Raw genomic sequence first — 16977 nt, 5'->3', positions numbered from 1 at the left:
GGGCCCCCGCGCCCCCGGGCGGCCCCCCCCCGGCGCCCCCGGGGGGGTGGGGCCCCCCCCCCCCGGGCCGGTGCTGCGCTCCCGGCGCCGGCGTCGGCGTCAGTTGACGTTGACGGCGGACCAGGCGGCGGCCACGGCGGTGTACTCGGCGCTCGACGCGCCGTAGAGGTCGGTGGCGGCCTTGAGGGTGGCGGTGCGGGCGCCCGCGTAGTTGGTGCCGGAGGTCATGTAGACCGTGAGGGCGCGGTACCAGATCTTGCCGAGCTTGTCGCGGCCGATGCCGCCCACCGTGGAGCCGTTGCAGGTGGGGCTGTCGTAGCTGACGCCGTTGATGGTCCTGGCGCCGCTGCCCTCGGCCAGCAGGTAGGCGAAGTGGTTGGCGACGCCGGAAGAGTAGTGGACGTCGAGGTTGCCGACGCCCGAGCTCCAGCAGTCGGCGGAACTGCCGTCCTTGGAGGGCTTGTCCATGAAGCGCAGCGCTGCCTTGCCGAAGCCGGACTTCACGATGCGCTCGCCGATGAGGTAGTCCCCGGTGTCGGAGGCGTTGCCCGCGTACCACTCGACCAGCGTGCCGAAGATGTCCGAGGTGGCCTCGTTGAGGCCGCCGGACTCCCCGGAGTAGGTGAGGCCCGCGGTGCGCGAGGTGACCCCGTGGGACATCTCGTGCCCGGCGACGTCGAGGGCGACCAGCGGCCCGAAGGTGGTGCCGTCACCGTCGCCGTAGGTCATGCAGAAGCAGCTGTCGTCCCAGAAGGCGTTGTTGTAGTTGTTGCCGTAGTGGACGCGGTTGTACGAGCCCTTGCCGTCGCCGGCGATGCCGCTGCGGCCGTGGACGGTCTTGTAGTAGTCCCAGGTCTCGTCGGTGCCGTACTGGGCGTCGACGGCGGCCGTCGCACGGTCGGCGGTGGTGCCGGTGCCCCAGTGGTTGTCGGCGTCGGTGAAGAGGACCGCGGGGGCACGGGAGAAGCAGATGCCGAAGATGCACAGGTCGGTCTTGTTCTGCGCGTCGCCGGTGTAGGTGTTGCCGCGGGTGGGGTCCTTCAGCTGGTAGGTGCTGCCGCTGAGGGTGGTCTCCAGGGACACGGTGCCGCCGTACAGGGACTTGCCGTCCCCGGCGGCGGTCTCCAGGGCGTCCCAGGCGTCGATGCGGGCGCCGGTGCGGGCGTCGGTGAGGACGACGCGGGCGGCGGGGTTGCCCAGGCTGTCGAGGCCGACGGCGGTGGTGCGCCAGGCCAGCCGGGGCGTGCCGTGCAGCGCGTCGACGACGAGCCGCGGCTTGGCCTTGGCCTGCCGGAACGTGGTCCCGCGGTGGGCGGAACGGAGCGCGGCCAGGCCCTTGTCGGCGGCGGTCGCGGCCTTGACGGCGGGGGTGGTGCTCGGGACGGCGAGGTCGGAGCGGGTGGCCCGCTCGGCGCCCTCGTAGGCACCGCCCGGGGCGAGGTGGACGACGAGGTCGCCGCCGAGGACCGGCAGTCCGCGGTAGGTCCGGTCGTAGCGGACGTGCTGGGCGCCGTCCGTGTCGGTGACGACGTCGCGGACGGTACGGCCCTGCGCGGACGTGAGGGAGAGCCCTCCGGCGTTGGCCGTGACGGCGGCGTCGGCGCGGGCGACGCCGGTGGCCCGGGAGGGGAGGTCACGTCCGGACGCGGACGCCGCGGAGGGCGTCAGGAGGGCGGCCGTGACGGCGGTCGCGGCGAGCGCCGCGGATATGGCGGTCGCGGCACGTCTGGTGCTGGGCTGCATCGTGCTCCTCTGGTGGGGGGCGTGCGCGGTCCCCGCATCTGCGTCCGGCCACGGTGGGGCGGGCCCCGGTGCGGAGGTGAGGCGGTGCCAGATTTAAGTGCCCATGACATGCGGATGTCCAGAGCGCGTCCGTGGTCCACACACGGGAACCGGCCGAACCACACACGGCGGACACGCGACGGGCGCGGGTCAGCCGGACGACCGGCGCGGATCGGCCCCCGTGGACGTTCCGCGCCGGTCAGCTCACCTCGAACGCGCCGTGCCTCCCGGCCCCCGCCGAAAAGCGCGCCGCCCCCTCCCCCGCTTCCGCGAGGGACACCCGGCCGTGCCGCAACTCGGCCTCGAGCGCGGCCGTTTCCCCCAGCCCCTCGGCCTCCAGCACCGCGAGCCGGTCGTGCCGTACGCAGGTCTGAGGGAAGGCGGCGATCTCCGCGGCGAGCCCCTCGGCGGCGGCGCGCGCCCCGCCGGCCGGGACGACCCGGTTGACCAGACCCATGGCGTACGCCTCGGCCGCGTCGACCGGACGCCCCGTCAGGATCAGGTCCATCGCGCGGGAGGTGCCGATCAGCCTCGGCAGCCGTACTGTCCCGCCGTCGATCAGGGGCACGCCCCAGCGCCGGCAGAACACCCCGAGCACGGCGTCCTCCTCGGCGACCCGCAGGTCGCACCAGAGGGCCAGTTCCAGGCCGCCGGCCACCGCGTGACCCGAGATCGCCGCGATGACCGGCTTGCCCAGCCGCAGGCGGGTGGGCCCCATCGGGCCGTCCCCGCCGTCCCCGCCGTCCCCGCCGCCCCCGATTTCCCCCACGTCGGTCACCTCGTTGCCGCGCGGGGTTCCGATGGCCTTGAGGTCGGCACCCGCACAGAAGGTGCCGCCCTCGCCCCACAACACGGCGACCGAGGCGCCGGGGTCGGCGTCGAACTCGCGGAAGGCGTCGGCCAGCTCGCGCGCCGTCGGGCCGTCGACGGCGTTGCGCGCCTCGGGGCGCGAGAGCACCACCGTGGTGACGGGTCCGCTGCGCTCGACACGTACGGGCATGGCCTGTTCCCTCCGCCGCCTGTCACCTCTGCCTGGTCAGGAGAGGTTATCGCCGTGGGTCAGGGTCTCCCAGGCGACGAAGAGGTTGTTGCTGCCGGCCGGGCGCTGGGACTCGGTGAGCGCCTGGGTGTTGGTCATGGCGTAGCCGAGCCGGTTGTGGATCGCGTTGTAGCCGACCTCGGTGACCGGTCCGAGCCCCAGGTTGAGGTGCCCGCCGCACAGCCAGGACGGCACGGCCTCGCCCCGCTGGTACTTGGACTGGAAGCCCAGCGCCTGCCGGAGCCGTTCGCCGACCTGCGGGTAGAGGTCCTCGCCCTGGATGCGGCTGGTCTCCGCGACGTGCGAGATCGACGAGATGCCGTAGCCGGTGTGCGTGAAGTCGCGGCAGGTCTCCTGGGTCAGACCGGTCACGAAGGTGGACTGGCCCTGCCAGTAGCCGACGATCTCGTCGCGGGTGTCGAGCCCGCTGCCGGGCACGGTCTTGGGCAGCGCGCCGTCGGTGTCCAGGTAGACGTACGCGGCGACCCGGTTGAGGTAGCGGGTCACGGCCTTGTCGTACGAGGTGCGGTCGTCGAGGAAGACGGAGATGCCGACGGCGGCCTCCATCATGCTGAGTTCCCAGTTGCCGTTGCTCTTCGAGCCGTTGATGACCTCGGGGAGGTAGACGTTGCGCAGCATGGTGGCGAAGCGGTTCACGTTCGGCCAGCTGGTGTACGTGTAGCGGATGATCTCCGCCGCGCGCGGCCACACCGAGCCCGCCCAGCCGGTCTGCAGCGGGGCGTTGCTGTTGGTGTGGTCGGTGATGGTAGCCGACCAGGCGTCCATCAGCTGGATCGCCTTCTGCGCGTACTTGGCGTCACGGGTGATGTACCAGGCCAGCGCGTTGGTGTAGGCGGCGATCGCGTCCTCGCGCTCGTCGGTGCAGCCGTAGTTGGGGTTGGAGTAGGAGCCGCACTCGACGACCGCGCGCGGCTTGGGGGTGCGCGACTGCGAGGCGTACGCGGACGCCATCATCTGGTCGTACGCGCCCTTCCAGGGCTGCGCTCCGGCCTGCACCTTGCCGCGTGCGAAGTCGAGTTGGGCTCGGCTGACCAGGACGCCGGGGTGGCTGAAGGCAGCCGGCGCGGCGTCGGCCCGACCGCTGCCGGGCAATGCGGTCAGGAGGGCGGCGACCAGCGCCGCGACGAGGGCGAAGACGCCCTTGGTGAGGAGACCTTGTGATCTGTGGGACATGGGGGGACGCCTTCCCAGGAGACGGCATGTTCACATGGGTGAACCATGGATGCACCCGTGAACACTGCGATTGACGGATGACGGTAGGACTAGACCAATGCCCCGTCAAGTCCCCTGTCGTGCACGGCTGATACCTGCTACCGCGACGCGCACGGCTCCGCGGTGTCGGCGGGGCGCGAGGACACGTATCTGACCCACCCTCACACCCGGCCTCCGCCCGGCGGCCCTCCGATGGCGGGCCTTCCTCCCCTCCCCCAGGCTCGATACACATGCGCCCATCCCGAAGGGGTCCCCATGGAACTGCAGCTTCAGGGCAAGGTCGCGGTGGTCACCGGAGCCGGACGGGGCATCGGCCTGACGGTGACGGAGACGCTCGCGCGTGAGGGCGTGCGCGTCGTCGCGGGCAGCCGCAGCGTCACCCCGCAGACGCGAGCCCTCCAGGACGCCTACGAGGTGACCCCCGTGGCCGTCGACCTCTCCACCCCGGACGGCCCCGCCGAGCTCGTACGGCAGGCCGCGGAGCGCTACGGAGCCGTCGACATCCTGGTCAACAACGTGGGCTCCGGGACGTCCCGCAGCAGCTTCCTCGAGGTGGACGACGCGGAGTGGCGGCGCGTCTTCGAGATCTCCTTCTTCAGCGCGGTCCGCGCCACCCGCGCCGCGCTCCCCCACATGGTGGCGGCGGGCGGCGGCGCGATCGTGAACATCACGTCCGTCAACGCGCGCCTCCCCTTCCCCATGGTCGTGGACTACTCGGCCGCCAAGGCCGCGCTGGCGAACCTGACGAAGTCACTGTCCGAGGAGTTCGCCCCGCGGGGCGTCCGCGTCAACGCGGTCGCCCCCGGCCCCGTCCGCACGCCCTTCTGGACCGCCCCCGGGGCCTTCGCCGACCAGACGGCCGCGGCGGTCGGGACCAGCGCCCAGGAGGCCCTGGACGAGGTCGTGCCGCGCACCATGGGCATCTCCACGGGGCGGGTCACCGAGCCCGAGGAGGTCGCCGCCCTGGTCGCCTTCCTCGCCTCGCCCGTCGCGGGCAACGTCACGGGCGCTGAGTTCACCATCGACGGCGGCCAGATCAAGATGACCTGACACCCCGCCACGGCGGCAACACGGAAAACAGGGGCGGCCGACCCCGTCCCACGAGTCGGCCGCCCCCTCACAGGGCTCTCCCCCACGGTGAACCCCGTGGCCTTGGTTCACGGCATCGGCGTCAGAAGGCGAAGACGCCGGCCGTGTCGCTGCCGCGCAGCATGCACGGGTTGCCGAAGGTCTGCGCGAAGGTGACGCGCCGGCCTTCCCAGACCCCGTCGGCGGTGACCACGACCGGGTCCCACACCCGGGTGCAGGTCACGCCCCCGGCGTCGGCCGTCATCGCCGCGAAGTCCCCGTGGACCGCGGTGAGCTCGGCGCAGGCGGCCACCGGGTCCGGGTGGTCCCCGTACGGGGTGGGATTGCACCGCAGCACGACCGCGCGCTGTATCGTCGCCGTCGCGGGGTCTTCCCCCTTCCCCACGGACAGGACGAGCGCGGACGGCGCGTACAGGCTCGTCGCCCCGGTCGGACGGGCCTCCGCCGAGCCGGCCGCGACCCCCGCCGAACACACCGCCGCCACCAGGGCCAGGCAGGTCCCCACCGCACTGAACCGCATAGCGAACACTCCTTCGGCACTTGATCCGGATATCGGACGTCGAGGAGTCTTGTGCATCGAACGCCCGCTCGTCACATCGCTCCGCGACTTTCGGTCACCGGTTGTTCACAATGTGTACTATCCGTTGTGTCGCACTTGCGGTGGGCTGGGCGTCCGGGTGAATGGACTCAGCGGAGCCGGGGCCTCCGTGAAAGCGCCTTCACGGATCGGCACACCGTCTCCACATCGGCCGGAAAGCAGCGGGCCGCCGCCGTGTTCTCCACACGACGGCGGCCCGTCGGGGCGGTCCCGAGGGGTGCTAGCCCGTGTAGCCCGCGAAGATCCGCGAGAACTCGTACGGGGACTGCGGGATGTTGGTGCACATGTAGAGCGCGCCGGTGCAGGCGTTGCGGTCCCGGGTCGTCTCCCAGAAGGCGAGCAGACCGAGGTGCTTGCCCTGGGCGAAGCTCACCAACTGGCGGGCGTCGGCCTGGTCGTAGATCCGGCCGTCGTCGTTCTGCCCGAGCATCGGCGTGACGCCCACCATCGCCCACAGCTGGGCGTCGGACTTGCCGGGGTAGAGCGACTTGAGCTGGGTGAAGGTGCTGTTGGCCGCCTGGATCGCCGCGTCGCCGTAGTCGGCGCTGCGGTAGTAGTCCATCGCCATGATGTTGACGACGTCGAGGTTCACCCCGGCGTCCCGGGCCGAGCGCACGACGCCCAGACCGTCCGCCGTGAGCCCCTCCGGCAGGACGGGCAGGGTGAGCGAGATCCGCAGCCCCGGGTGGGCCTGCTGGAGGCGGGCCAGTGCCTGGGAGCGGCGGGCGACGGACGCCGGGTCGGCGGTGGCGGCGCCCTCGATGTCGAAGTCGGCGTACGTCAGGCCGTAGGCGCTGACCACCGCGTTGTACTCGGCGTACAACGCGTCGACGGAGCCGCAGGCCTGCGCGAGTTCGATGCCGCTGGCACCGCCGAAGGAGATCTTGACGTCACCGCCGGCCGCGCGGATCGCGTCGATCTGGTCCTTGTTCCAGGCGTCGCGCGGGTCATAGGCGTTGAACCACATCGCCTTGCAGGACGAGGCGGTGATGAAGGCCATCGTGAAGCTCTTCAGGCCGCTCGCCGAGGACAGCGTGGTGAGGCTGGGCGTCGGCCAGGCGCCCATGTCGACGTACGGCGCGGTACGCACGCCGCCCGGAGGCGGGTTGGTGCCGCCGGAGGTGGTCGTGCCGCTCACGGCGGTGCTGTACGCGGAGGTGTTGCCCGCCGCGTCCTTGGCGCGGACCCGGAAGGAGTAGCCGGTGCTCGCCTGCAGCCCGCCGGCGGTGTACGAGGTGCCGGTCACGGCGACGGGCGCGCCGCCGTCCCGGGAGACCTCGTAGCCGGCGACGCTGCCGGAGTTGTCGGTGGAGGCCGTCCAGCGGACGGTGAGGGAGGAGGAGGTGGCCGAGCCGACGCTCACCCCGCCGGGGACGCTGGGCGCGGTGGTGTCCGGTCCGCCGCCGGTGCCCGTGCAGGACCCGCCGTTGAGCTTGCAGTTCGCGGGCGCCCCGGTGCCCGAGGAGACCCAGCCGAAGGCAGCGGTCGCGCCGGGCGCGAGGGTGCCGTTGTAGTCGCGGTTCTTGAAGGTGTAGTGGCTGCCGCTCTGGGTCATCAGGGTGTCCCAGTACGAGCCGACGCTCGTCCCGGACGGCAGGTCGAACTCGACGGTCCATCCACTGAGGGTGGTGGTGCCGCCGTTGGTGATCGTGTACTGCCCCTGGTAACCGGTCTCCCAGGTGGACGTCTTGACGAAGGCCGCGCTCGGCGCCGCCGCGGCGGCGGGCGGGGCGAGGAGCAGGACGAGCGCTCCGACGAGCGCGGTGACCAGGGCCAGAGTTCTTCGCATCCGGGCCTCCCGTGGGGGGAACGCGCAGTTGGTCTGTACCAAATGCATCTGGTGTAGACCTATCGAGTTGATGCGTTCGCGTCAATACGCGGAACGGTCCTGGATCGCGGAGCCACGCCCCCTGAGTGGCGGCCGGCCCGGTGGCAACCGGGTGAACCGCAGCCGGGCCGCACCCGCGGACACCCGCGGGGCAGGCATCATCGCTGAAGGCCGGGGCCGGTGCTCCCCCCTCCCCGATCGTGCCGGGCGGCCCGGGAGGTCGTCATGCACATCCTGCTCATGGCGTCGGCGTTCAACAGCCTGACGCAGCGCATGTACGCGGAACTCGGCGAGCTGGGCCACACCGTCGCCGTGGAGGTGACACCGGACGGCGACGCCATGCGCACGGCGGTCGCCCGCCACGAGCCGGAACTCGTCGTGGCACCCATGCTCAAGGCGGCGATCCCCGCGGACGTCAGGACCGCCCGCACCTGCCTCGTCGTGCACCCGGGGCCACCCGGAGACCGCGGCCCCGCCTCCCTGGACCGTGCCGTCCAGGAGGGCGTCGCCGCATGGGGCGTGACGGTCCTGCAGGCCGAGGAGGAGATGGACGCGGGTCCGGTCTGGGCCGCGGTGGACTGCGCGGTGCCCCCGGTCGGCAAGAGCGACCTGTACCGGGGCGAGATCTCGGACGCCGCCATGGAGGCCGTCCTGCTGGCCGTCGACCGGTTCGCGACGGGCGCGTACGTCCCGCGGCAGCAGGGCGACCCGGCCCTCGGAGCGGTCGTCCGCCTCCGCCCCGCCCTCGGCCAGGACGAGCGGCGCATCGACTGGGCCGCCGACCCGACCACGACCGTGCTGCGCAAGCTGCGCGCCGCCGACTCGCGGCCCGGCGTCCTGGACGAGCTCCTCGGCGCCCGCTGGTTCCTGCACGGCGGCCACCCCGAGGACCGGCTGCGCGGCGAGCCCGGGCGGCTGCTGGCCACGCGCGCGGGCGCGGTCTGCCGGGCCACCCGCGACGGCGCCGTGTGGATCCCCCGGCTGCGGCCCCGTCCCGCCCCCGGCGGCCCGTCCACCTTCGCGCTGCCCGCCGTCACCGCCCTCGGCGCGCTCCTGCCGCCGCTGCCGGAGGAACCGTTGCCCCCGGAGCTCGCCGGCGACCGTGCCACCTGGGCCGACATCCGCTACCGCGAGGACGGCGCGGCGGGCGTCCTGTCGTTCACGTTCGCGGGCGGCGCGATGTCCGCCGCCGACTGCCGCCGGCTCCTCGCCGCGTACCGCCACGCCTGCACGCGGCCCACCTCGGTGCTCGTGCTGGGCGGCGCCCGGGACGTCTTCTCCAACGGCATCGACCTCAAGGCCATCGAGGCCGCCGCGGACCCGGCCGCCGAGTCCTGGGACAACATCACCGCCATCGACGACCTGGTCGAGGCGGTCCTGACCACCACCGACCGCCTGGTGGTCGCCGCGCTCGGCGGCAACGCGGGCGCGGGCGGCGTGATGCTCGCCCTCGCCGCCGACGAGGTCTGGTGCCGCCAGGGCGCGGTGCTCAACCCGCACTACCGCCTGATGGGCCTGTACGGCTCCGAGTACTGGACGTACACCCTGCCCCGCCGGGTCGGTCCTGCCATGACCGCGCGCCTGACGGAGCAGGCGCTCCCGGTGGGCGCGGCCGCCGCCCTGCGGATCGGCCTGGTGGACCGGCTGCTGATGTGCGGCCCGCAGGAGTTCGGCGCCGACGTCGCCCGCCTCGCGGCCCGCCTGGCCCGTACGGCCGGGACCCAGCCCAGGATCGCCGCCAAGAAGGCGGAGGCCGAGCGCCGCGAGGCGGAGCGCCCCCTGGCGTCCCACCGCTCCGAGGAGCTGTCCCGCATGCGCGAGGCCTTCTTCGACCCCCGGTCCCCGTACCACGCCCTCCGCTCCGCCTTCGTCCACCGTCGCACCCCCGCCGGCACCCCACCGCACCTGCGGGAGGCGCCGGCGGCCTCCTGCCCCTGAGGCGCGGCCGCGCGGATCGCGGGGCGGTCACCGTATTGGCCCTCTTCAACGTCCCCTCCCGGCGAGCCACTCGCTATCAAGGGGGATAGATGCCTTTATGTGGCATTTGTCGCTCGATGAGGAGGCATCCCGATGGATGCGACTGCTTCGACCAAGAACGACGCCGCGCGTACCCCGGCAGCCGGGGACGAGCAGGCCCCGATCCACATTCTCTGGATCAACGCGGGGCTCAGTTGCGACGGCGACTCGGTGTCGCTGACCGCCGCGACGTTGCCCAGCATCGAGGAGATCGTCCTGGGCGCCCTTCCCGGGCTCCCCGAGATCCAGGTGCACTGGCCGCTGATCGACTTCGAGTGCGGTCCGGTCGGGGGCGCCGACACCTTCATCGAGTGGTTCTTCAAGGCCGAACGCGGCGAGATCGAGCCGTTCGTCCTGGTCGTCGAGGGGTCCGTCCCCAACGAGGCGATCAAGGCGGAGGGCTACTGGTGCGGTTTCGGCGACAACCCCGAGACGGGCCAGCCGATCACCACCAGCGAGTGGATCGACCGGCTCGCGCCCAAGGCCCTGGCCGTGGTCGCCATCGGCACGTGTGCCACCTACGGGGGCATCCACGCCATGGAGGGCAACCCGACCGGCGCCATGGGCGTGCCGGACTACCTGGGCTGGGAGTGGAAGTCCAAGGCGGGCATCCCGATCGTCTGCGTGCCCGGCTGCCCCATCCAGCCGGACAACTTCGCCGAGACGCTGACGTACCTGCTCTACCAGGCGGCCGGCTCCGCGCCGATGATCCCGCTGGACGACAAGCTGCGCCCGGCCTGGCTGTTCGGCGCGACCGTGCACGAGGGCTGCGACCGGGCGGGCTACTACGAGCAGGGGCAGTTCGCCGACCGCTACGACTCGCCGCAGTGCCTGGTGAAGATCGGCTGCTGGGGCCCGGTCGTGAAGTGCAACGTCCCCAAGCGCGGCTGGATGGACGGCATCGGCGGCTGCCCCAACGTCGGCGGCATCTGCATCGCCTGCACCATGCCCGGTTTCCCGGACATGTTCATGCCGTTCATGGACGAGCCCCCCGGCGCGCGGCTGTCCAGCACCGCCAGCGGCGCGTACGGCGCGGCGATCCGGCGGCTGCGCTCCATCACGGCCAGGACCGTGGACAAGGAGCCCAAGTGGCGTCACACCGGCCGGAAGCTCACCACCGGCTACAAGGCGCCCTGGTGACCTCACGGCACCGCCCCGGCCACTGACCACCCCCCTCCCCCGCTTGACGAAGGGCACGCACACACCATGGCTCCGAAGACGAAGACGGCCGGAGACGGCAGTGGCCTGATGGAGATGTCCTGGGATCCGATCACCCGGATCGTGGGCAGCCTCGGCATCCACACGAAGATCGACTTCAAGCAGAAGCGCGTCGCGGAGTGTTACAGCACCTCGTCGGTCTTCCGCGGCTACAGCGTCTTCATGCGGGGCAAGGACCCCCGCGACGCGCACTTCATCACCAGCCGGATCTGCGGCATCTGCGGCGACAACCACGCCACCTGCTCGGTCTACACGCAGAACATGGCGTACGGGGTGAAGCCGCCGCACCTCGGCGAGTGGATCATCAACCTCGGCGAGTCCGCGGAGTACATGTTCGACCACAACATCTTCCAGGAGAACCTGGTCGGGGTCGACTACTGCGAGAAGATGGTCCGCGAGACCAACCCGGGCGTCCTGGAGCAGGCCAACCGCACCGAGGCACCGCACGCCGCCGAGCACGGCTACCGCACCATCGGCGACATCATGCGCTCCCTCAACCCGCTCGAGGGCGAGTTCTACCGCGAGGCGCTGCAGGTCAGCCGGTACACCCGCGAGATGTTCTGCCTGATGGAGGGCCGGCACGTCCACCCCTCCACCCTCTACGCGGGCGGCGTCGGCACCATCGCGTCGGTGCAGCTGTTCACCGACTACCTCACCCGGCTGATGCGGTACGTGGAGTTCATGAAGCGCGTCGTCCCGCTCCACGACGACCTCTTCGACTTCTTCTACGAGGCCCTGCCCGGCTACGAGGAGGTCGGCCGCCGCCGCATCATGCTCGGCTGCTGGGGCGCCCTCAACGACCCGGACCACTGCGACTTCACGTACGCCAACATGACCGACTGGGGACGGAAGATGTTCGTCTCCCCCGGCATCGTGGTGGACGGGAAGCTGGTCACCAACGACCTCACGCAGATCAACCTGGGCATCCGCATCCTGCTGGGCAGCTCCTACTACCAGGACTGGGAGGGCCAGGAGCAGTTCGTCACCCACGACCCGCTCGGCAACCCGGTCGACCCGCGGCACCCGTGGAACCAGCACACCATCCCCGCGCCCCAGAAGCGCGACTTCGACGACAAGTACAGCTGGGTGATGTCCCCGCGCTGGTTCGACGGCAAGGACTACCTGGCGCTGGACACCGGCGGCGGCCCGCTCGCCCGCCTGTGGTCCACCGCGCTCAACGGCCTGGTCGACATGGGGTACGTGAAGGCCACCGGGCACAGCGTGGTGATCAACCTGCCCAAGACGCTGACCAAGCCGGAGACCACGTTCGAGTGGAAGATCCCGCAGTGGAGCAACGCCCTGGAGCGCAACCGGGCCCGCACCTACTTCCAGGCCTACTCCGCCGCCTGCGCCCTGCACTTCTGCGAGAAGGCGCTGGACGAGGTCCGCGCCGGCCGCACCCAGACCTGGGAGAAGTTCGAGGTCCCGGACGAGAGCATCGGCGTGGGCTTCACCGAGGCCGTGCGCGGTGTGCTCTCGCACCACATGGTCATCCGCGACGGCAAGATCGCCAACTACCACCCGTACCCGCCGACCCCGTGGAACGCCAGCGTGCGCGACACCTTCGGCACCCCGGGCCCGTACGAGGACGCGGTGCAGAACACCCCGATCTTCGAGGAGAACTCCCCGGAGAACTTCAAGGGCATCGACATCATGCGGACCGTGCGCAGCTTCGACCCGTGTCTGCCGTGCGGCGTCCACATGTACGTCGGCGGCGGGCGCACCGTGGAGAAGCTCCACGTCCCCACGGGTCTGAGCGGCATGGCCGGATGAGCGCGGAGCAGACGGCGCGGCGCGTCGAGGAGATCCTCGACGCGTTCGCGGCCTCCGGCGACGGCGAGACGGCACGCGCCGCCGAGGAACTGGTGCGCACCCTCATGGAGTTCTACGGCGCGGGCCTGACCCGCGCCGTCACGCTCCTCAAGAACGGCACGGCCGACCCGCTCGCCGTGCTGATCGCCGACGAGATGGTGGCGGGTCTGCTGACCCTGCACGACCTGCACCCCGAGGACACCCTCACCCGGGTCGGCCGCGCGGTGGAAGCGGCGCGCGCCGGGGCGACGGTGGGCATCGAGCACTTCGACCCCGAGACCGGCACGCTGCGGCTGAACGCCCGCGAGGACGGTGCCTGCGGCTGCCCCAGCACCATGGACGCCACCCGGCAGCGCATCGAGGCCGCGCTGTCCTGCTTCGCGCCCGAGGTGACGGTGGTCGAGATGCCGCGCTCCGGCCCGGCGGCGGGCGAACCGGCGCTGCTGCAGATCGGCAACCGTCCGCCGGGGGCGCCGTGAGCCCGCGGACCCCCGCGGCCGGACTGCGCCGTTTCGTGGCGCCCCGGCAGCCCGCGGTCGAGCGCTGCGAGCTGTGCGGGGTGGAGCTGACGGGCCCCCACCGGCACCTGGTCGACACCGGCCAGCGCGCGCTGGCCTGCGCCTGCGTGCCGTGCGCGCTGCTCTTCGAACGGCCCGGCGCCGGCGGTGGCCGCTTCGCCTCCGTGCCCGACCGGGTGCTCGGCGACCCGGGCTCGGTGCCCGGCACGGCCTCCTGGCAGCGGCTGCGCATCCCCGTCTCGGTCGCCTTCTTCTTCCACAACTCGGTGCTCGACCGGCCGGTGGTCCTCTACCCGAGCCCGGCCGGCGCCACCGAGAGCGAGGTCGACCCCGGCACCTGGCGGGCGGTGTTCGGCGACTCGCCCCTGGCGGCCGCGCTGCGGCCGGACGTGGAGGCCCTGCTGGTCCGCCGGGACGGCGACGGGGGCGACGGCGGCGAGTGCTTCCTCCTCCCGGTCGACCGCGCCTACGAGCTGGTGGGCCGGCTGCGCCTGAACTGGCAGGGGTTCGACGGCGGTTCCGGCGCCCGTGCCGAACTGGCCGCCTTCTTCGACGACGTACGACAGCGGGCCGCACCGGTGCCGCGGGAGGGGTTGCCGACGTGACCGAGCTGGACTTCGCCTGCACGGGCGTACGGGCGGACCGCTACGCCGCCGGACCGACGCTGGTCTTCCGGCTGCGCATCACCGCCCCCGGTGGGGAACGGGTGCACGCCCTCGCGCTGCGCTGCCAGTTGCGCATCGAACCGGCGCAGCGGACCTACGGCGACGCCGAGGCGCAGGGCCTCGGCGACCTGTTCGGCGAGCGCGAGCGGTGGGGCAGCACGCTGCAGCCGATGCAGTTCGCCCAGGTGTCGCTGATGGTGCCGGGCTTCACCGGCGAGACCGAGGTGGACCTGCCGGTGCCGTGCACCTACGACATGGACGTCGCCTCGACGAAGTACTTCGAGGCCCTGGAGGACGGCGAGGCGCCGCTGCTGCTGCTCTTCTCCGGCACCGCCTTCCTCGGCCCGGCCGGCTTCCAGGTGCAGCCGGTGCCCTGGGACAAGGAGGCCGTGTGCCGCATGCCGGTGGCGGTGTGGCGCGAGACCATCGACGCCCACTTCCCGGGGTGCGGGTGGATCCGGCTCCCGCGTACGGCGCTGGAGTCCCTGCGGTCCTTCCGCAGCGCGCACGCGCTGCCCTCCTGGGAGGCGACCGTCGAGGCCCTGCTCGCCGGCGCCGCCGCCCCGGCGGGGGGTGCCACCCGGTGACGTCCGCCACGGAACGCTTCGCGACGGCCCGTCAGGCCGCCGACGCCGTCCTGTTCGAGGGCTACGTGCTCTACCCGTACCGGGCGTCCTCGGCGAAGAACCGGATGCGCTGGCAGTTCGGGGTGCTCGTGCCCCCGGTGTGGGCGGACGCGTCCGGCGAACCCGTCCTCCAGCGGACCCAGATCCTCATGGAGCCGCGCGCGGACGCCGCGCTCCACGCGGAGCTGCGCTTCCTGCACGCCCAGCGGCGCACGGTGGAACGGATCCTGATCGACGGCGGGTTCGAGCCCACCGGCGAACTCCAGCTGCCGGACCGGGTGCTGGTCCCGTGGGACGAGGGCGTGGAGGAACGCGTCGAGGTGTCCGTCGACATCGCGGCGCTGACCGCCGAGGACGTCGTCCTGCCCTTCACCGTCCCCGCGACGGAGGAGAGCGAGATCGTCACCGGTGCCGACGGCGCCCCCGCCGGGCGCGTCCTGCGCAGCCGGGCACGCCTGGAGGGGGTCCTGCGGATCTCCGCCGAGGAACTGCCCGGCCCCTACCGGGTGCTGAGGCTCACCGCGGTCGCGGAGAACACCGGGTCCGCCCTGGCCTCCAGCCGGGAGGAGGCGCTGCCGCACTCGTTGGTCTCGGCCCATCTGATGCTGGGTCTGACCTCCGGCTACTTCGTGTCGATGACGGACCCGCCGGAGTGGGCGAAGGCCGCCGTCGCCGAGTGCCGCAACGAGAACACCTGGCCGGTGCTGGCGGGCGACCACGGCGCGGCGAACGTGGTGCTCTCCTCCCCCATCATCCTGGAGGACCATCCGCGGATCGCCCCGGAGAGCCCGGGGGCGCTCTACGACGCCACCGAGATCGACGAGATCCTGGCGCTGCGCACCGCCGCCCTCACCGACGAGGAGAAGCGGCAGGCACGCGGTACGGACGACCGGGCCGCCGCGGTGATCGACCTGGCCGAGTCCATGCCGCCGGAGGTGATGGAGCGTCTGCACGGGGCCGTGCGCGCGCTGCACGAGGTCACCGCTCCGGCAGGCCCGCCCGCTGCGGTTCCCGAGACCGCCTGGTGGGACCCCGGCGCCGACGCCTCGGTCGACCCGGCCCGGGACCGCGTGATGGTCGGTGACACCTGGGTGGCCGCGGGCAGCCGGGTCGTGCTGCAGCCGGGACGGCGGCGCACCGACGCACAGGACCTGTTCCTGCACGGGCGCAGCGCCCAGGTGGAGGCCGTGCTGCACGACGTGGACGGCGGGGTGCACCTCGCGGTCACCGTCGACGGCGACCCCGGCGCGGAGATCCGCCGTGAACAGGGGCGCTTCCTGTACTTCCAGCCCGACGAAATCGCTCCCCTGGAGGACGCGTGAGCACGGGCGGCGTGCTGGTCGCCGGCATCGGCAACATCTTCCTGGGCGACGACGGCTTCGGCGTCGAAGTGGTGCGCCGGTTGTCGGGGCACCCGCTGCCCGACGGCGTGCATGTCACCGACACCGGCGTGCGGGGCGTGCACCTGGCCTACCAGCTCCTCGACGGGTACCGCAGCGTGGTCCTCGTCGACGCCGTCGCGCGCGGCGGCTCCCCCGGCACGCTGCACCTCATCGAGGCTCCGCCGCTCGGCGGCGACGGCCCGGGCGAGGCCCTCGTGGACGGGCACCGGATGACCCCGGACACCGTACTGGCGCTGCTCGACACCCTCAGCGCCGGGACGGGTGCCCCCAGGCCCTCCCGGGTCCTGGTGGTGGGCTGCGAGCCGGCCTGCCTGGAGGAGGGCATCGGCCTGAGCCCTCCCGTGTCCGCCGCCGTGGACGAGGCCGTGCGCCTGGTGCTGCGGGTCGTCGGTGAGGAGTGCGACCGGCCGGCGGACCCGCACGCGGTGGCCTGACCGGCCCGCCGCGGCCACAGAGCCCAGCAACGAGCAGAAAGGAGCACCCCGCCATGTGGAAGATCGCCCTGAGCGCGGTGGGCGCGGCCGTGGCCGCCCTCGCCATGTCCCGCGTCCTGCCCGACGTGAAGCGCTACCTGCACATCCGGTCCATGTGAGGCCGAACGGGTAGGCCGTCGCCGGCCCGGCGGCGTGGCGGGCCGGGTGCCCCGGGCGCCGGGCCTTCAATGAGCCGCGTCAGCCGCCGGCACCGCCCACCGGGCGCGACGGCAGCCGGGGCCCGGCCGGCACCCGCATACCGGAGAAGAGACCGATGCACGAGATGTCCATCGCAGTGGCGGTGGTGGAGCAGGTCGAGGAGGCCGCCGCCCGGCTCGCGGACGGTACGGGGGCGGCGCCCTCCGCGGAGTCCGTCCACCTGGAGGTCGGCGAACTCGCCGGCGTGGTGTCGGACGCCCTCGCCTTCAGCTTCGACCTCGCCTGCACCGGCACCGTACTGGAGGGCGCGGCCCTCACCACCGAGACGGTCCCCGGCCGGGCCCGCTGCGCGCGCTGCGCGCGGGACTGGCCCACCGGCATGCCCCCGCGGCTGACCTGTCCCGGCTGTGACAGCGCGGCCACGGAGCTGCTGTCCGGCCGTGAACTGCGGATCACCGAGGTGCGGTGGGCCGCGCAGCGCCGGCCGGCCGCCACACTCCCCGAGGAGCGCTGAGGAC

16 protein-coding genes are annotated in these 16977 nt (G+C 72.6%); 11 read left to right on the top strand and 5 right to left on the bottom strand.

All coding sequences use genetic code 11. The annotated features are described in order from the left end of the window. Nucleotides 1-99: 99 nt before the first annotated feature. The 3 genes from ACFV3E_RS23510 to ACFV3E_RS23500 form a co-directional block, all read right to left on the bottom strand. Nucleotides 100-1743 carry a M4 family metallopeptidase gene (locus ACFV3E_RS23510; protein WP_500536404.1) on the bottom strand — a complete coding sequence of 548 codons (1644 nt, stop codon included), beginning with the start codon at nt 1741-1743 and terminating at the stop codon, nt 100-102. 238 nt (nt 1744-1981) lie between these two features. Next, entirely contained in the window at nt 1982-2782 is an 801-nt protein-coding gene (locus tag ACFV3E_RS23505) for a crotonase/enoyl-CoA hydratase family protein (RefSeq protein ID WP_500536403.1), read from the bottom strand. Nucleotides 2783-2818: 36 nt separating this feature from the next. Continuing rightward, nucleotides 2819-4015, bottom strand: a complete 1197-nt coding sequence (locus tag ACFV3E_RS23500) for an alginate lyase family protein (RefSeq protein WP_500536402.1) — start codon at nt 4013-4015, stop codon at nt 2819-2821. 294 nt (nt 4016-4309) lie between these two features. On the opposite strand from ACFV3E_RS23500, the gene ACFV3E_RS23495 reads away from it, so the two are divergent. Further along, complete coding sequence (locus ACFV3E_RS23495) at nt 4310-5104, top strand: SDR family NAD(P)-dependent oxidoreductase (protein WP_500536401.1); 795 nt, start codon at nt 4310-4312, stop codon at nt 5102-5104. Between the two features lie 121 nt (nt 5105-5225). Here ACFV3E_RS23495 and ACFV3E_RS23490 read toward each other — a convergent pair whose 3' ends face one another. Continuing rightward, a complete protein-coding gene (locus tag ACFV3E_RS23490; RefSeq protein WP_500536400.1) occupies nt 5226-5663 on the bottom strand; it encodes a subtilase-type protease inhibitor in 438 nt (145 codons plus the stop codon). 298 nt (nt 5664-5961) lie between these two features. Then, nucleotides 5962-7530 (bottom strand): cellulose binding domain-containing protein, encoded by a 1569-nt coding sequence (locus tag ACFV3E_RS23485; protein ID WP_500536399.1) that lies wholly within the window; start codon nt 7528-7530, stop codon nt 5962-5964. A gap of 264 nt (nt 7531-7794) precedes the next feature. Here ACFV3E_RS23485 and ACFV3E_RS23480 point away from each other — a divergent pair, with 264 nt between their 5' ends. From ACFV3E_RS23480 to ACFV3E_RS23435, 10 genes are all read left to right on the top strand, one after another. Continuing rightward, nucleotides 7795-9507: a hydrogenase maturation protein gene (locus ACFV3E_RS23480; RefSeq protein WP_500536398.1), complete on the top strand. Its 1713-nt coding sequence runs from the start codon at nt 7795-7797 to the stop codon at nt 9505-9507. Between the two features lie 132 nt (nt 9508-9639). Then, nucleotides 9640-10725 (top strand): NADH-quinone oxidoreductase subunit B family protein, encoded by a 1086-nt coding sequence (locus ACFV3E_RS23475; RefSeq protein ID WP_500536397.1) that lies wholly within the window; start codon nt 9640-9642, stop codon nt 10723-10725. A gap of 66 nt (nt 10726-10791) precedes the next feature. Then, nucleotides 10792-12576, top strand: coding sequence for a nickel-dependent hydrogenase large subunit (locus ACFV3E_RS23470; RefSeq protein ID WP_500536396.1), 1785 nt, complete (start codon nt 10792-10794; stop codon nt 12574-12576). Continuing rightward, the gene (locus ACFV3E_RS23465) at nt 12573-13094 is read left to right on the top strand and encodes a NifU-related iron-sulfur-binding protein (protein ID WP_500536395.1); all 522 of its coding nucleotides are present in this window, start codon (nt 12573-12575) and stop codon (nt 13092-13094) included. The genes ACFV3E_RS23470 and ACFV3E_RS23465 overlap by 4 nt, the downstream gene beginning before the upstream one ends. Continuing rightward, on the top strand, nt 13091-13738 hold the full coding sequence (locus ACFV3E_RS23460; RefSeq protein ID WP_500536394.1) for a DUF5947 family protein: 648 nt from the start codon (nt 13091-13093) through the stop codon (nt 13736-13738). Before ACFV3E_RS23465 ends, ACFV3E_RS23460 begins: the two co-directional genes overlap by 4 nt. Beyond that, nucleotides 13735-14385, top strand: a complete 651-nt coding sequence (locus ACFV3E_RS23455; protein WP_500536393.1) for a DUF6084 family protein — start codon at nt 13735-13737, stop codon at nt 14383-14385. Before ACFV3E_RS23460 ends, ACFV3E_RS23455 begins: the two co-directional genes overlap by 4 nt. Beyond that, nucleotides 14382-15746, top strand: a complete 1365-nt coding sequence (locus ACFV3E_RS23450) for a hypothetical protein (protein ID WP_500536392.1) — start codon at nt 14382-14384, stop codon at nt 15744-15746. Before ACFV3E_RS23455 ends, ACFV3E_RS23450 begins: the two co-directional genes overlap by 4 nt. After that, nucleotides 15743-16261, top strand: coding sequence for a hydrogenase maturation protease (locus ACFV3E_RS23445; protein WP_500536391.1), 519 nt, complete (start codon nt 15743-15745; stop codon nt 16259-16261). Before ACFV3E_RS23450 ends, ACFV3E_RS23445 begins: the two co-directional genes overlap by 4 nt. Nucleotides 16262-16314: 53 nt before the next feature. After that, nucleotides 16315-16419 carry a DUF6893 family small protein gene (locus ACFV3E_RS23440; protein ID WP_499609831.1) on the top strand — a complete coding sequence of 35 codons (105 nt, stop codon included), beginning with the start codon at nt 16315-16317 and terminating at the stop codon, nt 16417-16419. A 155-nt stretch (nt 16420-16574) separates the two neighbouring features. Further along, complete coding sequence (locus ACFV3E_RS23435) at nt 16575-16973, top strand: hydrogenase maturation nickel metallochaperone HypA/HybF (RefSeq protein ID WP_500536390.1); 399 nt, start codon at nt 16575-16577, stop codon at nt 16971-16973. Nucleotides 16974-16977 lie beyond the last annotated feature (4 nt).

Source organism: Streptomyces sp. NPDC059718, assembly GCF_042733315.1.
Taxonomy (GTDB): Bacteria; Actinomycetota; Actinomycetes; order Streptomycetales; family Streptomycetaceae; genus Actinacidiphila.
Note: the sequence above shows the minus strand (reverse complement) of the source record. Positions and strands in the feature narration are given on the sequence as shown.

Excerpts from the sequence above, each read along its gene's own strand:
- ACFV3E_RS23475 (WP_500536397.1), top strand. The coding sequence starts at position 9,640 with ATGGATGCGACTGCTTCGACCAAGAACGACGCCGCGCGTACCCCGGCA.
- ACFV3E_RS23480 (WP_500536398.1), top strand. The coding sequence starts at position 7,795 with ATGCACATCCTGCTCATGGCGTCGGCGTTCAACAGCCTGACGCAGCGC.
- ACFV3E_RS23490 (WP_500536400.1), bottom strand. The coding sequence starts at position 5,663 with ATGCGGTTCAGTGCGGTGGGGACCTGCCTGGCCCTGGTGGCGGCGGTG.
- ACFV3E_RS23495 (WP_500536401.1), top strand. The coding sequence starts at position 4,310 with ATGGAACTGCAGCTTCAGGGCAAGGTCGCGGTGGTCACCGGAGCCGGA.
- ACFV3E_RS23500 (WP_500536402.1), bottom strand. The coding sequence starts at position 4,015 with ATGTCCCACAGATCACAAGGTCTCCTCACCAAGGGCGTCTTCGCCCTC.
- ACFV3E_RS23440 (WP_499609831.1), top strand. The coding sequence starts at position 16,315 with ATGTGGAAGATCGCCCTGAGCGCGGTGGGCGCGGCCGTGGCCGCCCTC.
- ACFV3E_RS23470 (WP_500536396.1), top strand. The coding sequence starts at position 10,792 with ATGGCTCCGAAGACGAAGACGGCCGGAGACGGCAGTGGCCTGATGGAG.
- ACFV3E_RS23505 (WP_500536403.1), bottom strand. The coding sequence starts at position 2,782 with ATGCCCGTACGTGTCGAGCGCAGCGGACCCGTCACCACGGTGGTGCTC.
- ACFV3E_RS23510 (WP_500536404.1), bottom strand. The coding sequence starts at position 1,743 with ATGCAGCCCAGCACCAGACGTGCCGCGACCGCCATATCCGCGGCGCTC.
- ACFV3E_RS23435 (WP_500536390.1), top strand. The coding sequence starts at position 16,575 with ATGCACGAGATGTCCATCGCAGTGGCGGTGGTGGAGCAGGTCGAGGAG.
- ACFV3E_RS23485 (WP_500536399.1), bottom strand. The coding sequence starts at position 7,530 with ATGCGAAGAACTCTGGCCCTGGTCACCGCGCTCGTCGGAGCGCTCGTC.
- ACFV3E_RS23465 (WP_500536395.1), top strand. The coding sequence starts at position 12,573 with ATGAGCGCGGAGCAGACGGCGCGGCGCGTCGAGGAGATCCTCGACGCG.